4 protein-coding genes are annotated in these 3,867 nt (G+C 50.3%); all 4 read right to left on the minus strand.

What is annotated here, in order from left to right:
* Positions 1-299: 299 nt before the first annotated feature.
* On the minus strand, positions 300-593 hold the full coding sequence (gene cas2 / locus NW858_RS00005; protein ID WP_414335565.1) for a CRISPR-associated endonuclease Cas2: 294 nt from the start codon (positions 591-593) through the stop codon (positions 300-302).
* Between the two features lie 3 nt (positions 594-596).
* Positions 597-2,345 (minus strand): type I-MYXAN CRISPR-associated endonuclease Cas1, encoded by a 1,749-nt coding sequence (cas1, locus tag NW858_RS00010; protein ID WP_414519211.1) that lies wholly within the window; start codon positions 2,343-2,345, stop codon positions 597-599.
* Between the two features lie 62 nt (positions 2,346-2,407).
* Complete coding sequence (gene cas5, locus NW858_RS00015; protein ID WP_414519213.1) at positions 2,408-3,007, minus strand: type I-MYXAN CRISPR-associated protein Cas5/Cmx5/DevS; 600 nt, start codon at positions 3,005-3,007, stop codon at positions 2,408-2,410.
* On the minus strand, positions 3,004-3,867 hold an 864-nt coding region (locus tag NW858_RS00020), incomplete at its 5' end, for a DevR family CRISPR-associated autoregulator (RefSeq protein ID WP_414519215.1). The genes cas5 and NW858_RS00020, both read right to left, overlap by 4 nt.

The following is a 3,867-nucleotide window of genomic DNA, read 5'->3' on the forward strand; positions in this document are numbered from 1 at the left end:
GTGCTCAACGCCTTACGGCAATCAAAGGAAAATCATGCCGCACCTCAGAATCCTTGCTTTGCAAGGCTCCGATAGCCACTTGGCAAGGTGCTCAGCGCCTTACGGCAATCAGAGGAAAACCATGCGCTTCCATTGTACCCTAACTGGCAGTCAAAGCCTAGCGAACAGGCTTCCCATGAGGGTTCTGAGGTTTTGCAAGCATCTCCAAGCAAGTGGAAACGGCTGGGATCCGCTTACAGCAAGGCTTTGAGGTTTGTTAGAAGCTGAGATACCTCTCACAACGGTGGATCCTTGTTTCTTCAATAGATCCTGTAGCTGCTCTGCTGCTGTGGCCAACTTCCTGGTCGGTTCGAGGTGAGCACCCGCTCCAAACAACGGTTGCAGATCCCCACGATGAGAAGGCCATCTTCCGGCTTGAGGATCTTCTCTAGTTCCCAGCGCAGTTTTTCTCGTTCTCGTAATGTTAGCCAAGTGCGGAAGATTGAGTACTGAATTCGCTCTCCATATCCCTCTAACAACTTCGACGCTTTTCGCCATCGCTTTTGGCAACGTATGTCATAGCATACTAAGTAGCAAACTTTATATTCAGCCATGGTTTACCTCACAACCAAGTTTCCAAATAAGTCACCCTCTCCATTCCATTCTTTTTCTAAAAGGCGAACCTCTAGCTCTAACAAACGACGATAGGTTAAGGAATAGTTAGTGACTGGATGCTTCCACTTTTCCTGCTTGCGATCTTCGTAAATTTGAATCATCTTTTTCCGCCCTTCTTCGCTAAGCCAAACTTGTTGTCCTCGTATGATGAAGTCTGCTTCCGGATCCCATTGTTTACGATTCACTGAAGCTACGATTGGCATATCCACAAGAGGCACGCGAAAGATTTCCATCAAGTCGAGAGCTAGAGGGGGTGCTTGAGAGCGAGGCTGGTGATAGAAACCGAGAGCAGGCTCTAGGCCTACCGTCAAAATAGCGTTCATGACGTCTTTAAGCAAAAGGGCATATCCAAATCCCAGTAGAGCATTAAAGCGATCCTTAGGGGGCCTTCGGTTTCGGCCTGAAAATCGCATCTCCTCTGGCACCTTATCTGATAGCACATAGGGCAAAGCGGCAAAGTAAAGTGCCGATAGATTTCCTTCCAAACCCAGCAAGCTTGATAATGACTCTGCTCGATCGACTTGCTTGAGTACTCGCCTCATTTGGTCAATGGCTTGCTCTACCTCTGGTGGACGAGCAGATCCCAGCCGCATCAAGAACTTACGCTGACTTTGACCTCGACACGCAACCAGCTTCCGAGCTAACTTCAAGCACATTTGAGGATCGCTCAGGGCCTGGTACTGTCGGATCCGGCGTTGGATGCTTCCGTGCCGGGGATCTAGGCTACCAACGTAGCGTCCACCCCCAGAGATTAGGTGAATCCCAATGCCTTGCTCAGCACAGAAATAAATGGCCTGAGTTGAGATTTGAGAAAAACCGTGCAGCACAATTTGCCCGGTTTGCTGAGCAGAGATAAACTCTTCGTTTTGGTTTCGGTAGCTTACTTTAAGACGGAATCCGCTGCGCCCTACCCGCGCCCCCGGCTCTAGAATGTGGACACACTGCCGTTCATCGTCTTCCGGGAAGAGGCGAATAGGCTGCCATTCTCTATCATGAGCCAGCCGCGCTTCTTCAGGTAAGCACACAGGGGCCAGAGAGCAGCCTGCGCAGAGTCGCTCGTTGTCAGTAATTGGGGGACGGAGATGGGATTGGCGCAGCAACCTTGCTTGCTCGATTGCCTGACGCACAGCTTGGCGCCCGGCATCATCGAGGGGAACGCGCACTAGCACATTGTCGCCGTGGTATCGAATTCGTCCTTCAGGGATTGGGATCCCCAGGACAGTTTCCATCAGATAGGCATAGGCCAAGATCTGCAGCCGGTCGCTTTCCCAGGCTTGGGGCTGGTTGTCCGGATCCCGGGCTGCCCGACCCCTTTTATGCTCATAAGGAATAATCTGACCGTCGCGAGTACGCAGGGCATCTACCCGTCCCCGCAAACCCAGATCCTCGCTTTCTAGAAATAGATCCTCCCAATCTTCCCCCTCTTGCTTTTCTAGCTCTGTATGTAGCCGCCGACCAGCAAAAATAGCTGCGTTTTCACTGTAGAGCTCCTCAACTTCTTCTAGGTAAAATAATCGTGGGCAGTAGGCCAATGCATGCAACGCTGAAACACGAATCAAATCTGAATCTATCTGTACAGAGAAATCAGCCAACGATAGCGGCATAATCCAAAGCTCCAAAACATAAACAACATGAAGAATATGAGAAAACCTCAACAATACTGAAAAAAACTTCTCCTCAGATAGAGGCAAAATCTAGCCTCAAAGCATTGCCCGTTCTCGCATACATGTGCAAGGATGACAGCAGACAGCAGCTAATCTGGCCGAATTTCTGTCCAGGCCAATTCAGGTATCTCCTCACTCTCAAGAGTTCTGAGCAAGTACCTTTGCCAGCGGGTGCCACGGGCTCCTACGTGATCGACCCAATACGGCAAAGTGAGGATCCCGTCCTCATCTCGAATTAGCCATCGACTCTGCTTGGGAACTACTGGAATTGGCGTTATCGAGTTAACAAGGTCACGGCTCTCCCCCAAGCTCAGTCCTCCGGATCGGTTAATCGATTCGGGATTCTCAAAGGCTCTTTCCAAATCATGAGCAAGGGATCCTTTAACCAGCACTGCAATCTGCACGTCAGTGAGTAATTGCTGATAGTCGGGACGGGCGTTGGCCGGATCCCGAATGTCTTTGCTTTTAAAGCGACGAAAGGTGCGGATTACCGTAGAAAGTTGAGGTTGGCTCAGTAGGGCAATTGCCAGTTGAGCACCACAATAGCGATGCCGATCCCACTCTCCCAGCAAGGAAAGCAGCATTCCATAAACAGTAGCAGGTGGCGGCACCGGATAGGTTTCGGCAAACTCCCTGGCCCAAGATTGACGAAAGCAAGCAATAGGTACCTCAACCTGAAGCTGAATCATGCTGCCTCCCTAGAAGAAATTTGACTTTGAATTATGGCAATTAGGTCGTCAACCGTTGACTTAATGCCCGGACTTACATGAGCACCTAATTCAGCTAGCTTCTCTCCGTCCTCGGTTTCGGCAGCAGCTCCTGCTAGCCATAGCTCTTGAGGATCTATATCTCCTACTTGTACTCGACGCACCAAGTCTGGCATGCTTATTTCTCCCTCAGAGTTTTCTTCAAAACAGTAGAGCAGGCGGGGCGAAAAGTCGTGCGTCCAGCGCAAGACTATGCTATCTGGTGAAAAATCGTAGAGAAAGCGGGAGTGATTGCCGGCTACCTCCCCTAACGAAACCAGTCCCCTCACTACTTCAATGACTCGCTCTTGCCGCTGAAGTCGAGCAGGGGTCATTGCAAAACCGTATTGATAGCGAGTGGCATGCACTTCTGTTCCGTAGAGAGAAGTGGATCCCTTCTGACCGCTTCTTGCATTGAAGGTTATATCTCCACTGTACGGTCGGGTGGAGATTGCCCGAGTTACCTCTAAAACACCGCGCCTGGCAGTGGTAGTGCCTTTGGCCGGCTTTTTCCCCTTTCCTTTAGATGAGCTTTCGTCTGAGGCATCTACTTTAGCTCCCTCCGCGCGCATAAAGCCTAAAACATCATCATCAATGTACAGATCAGGGTCAAAGTTAGGCTCTTCCCACTCGTTGTCGTTAGTTTCATCATTCCAGCGTCGGTTGACCTTGCAACCGCTTCCTGATGTTTGCCAGTAGTAACGCAATGCCCAGCGAATTGCTTCAGCAGAAACAGTAGTATGCACTTCATTTTTCCAGAGAATCTTTTGCAGGGTAGTAATATTGCCCTCACTCTCGCCGCG

Source organism: Synechococcus sp. H55.10, from assembly GCF_047502715.1.
In the GTDB taxonomy this organism is placed as follows: Bacteria; Cyanobacteriota; Cyanobacteriia; order Thermostichales; family Thermostichaceae; genus Thermostichus.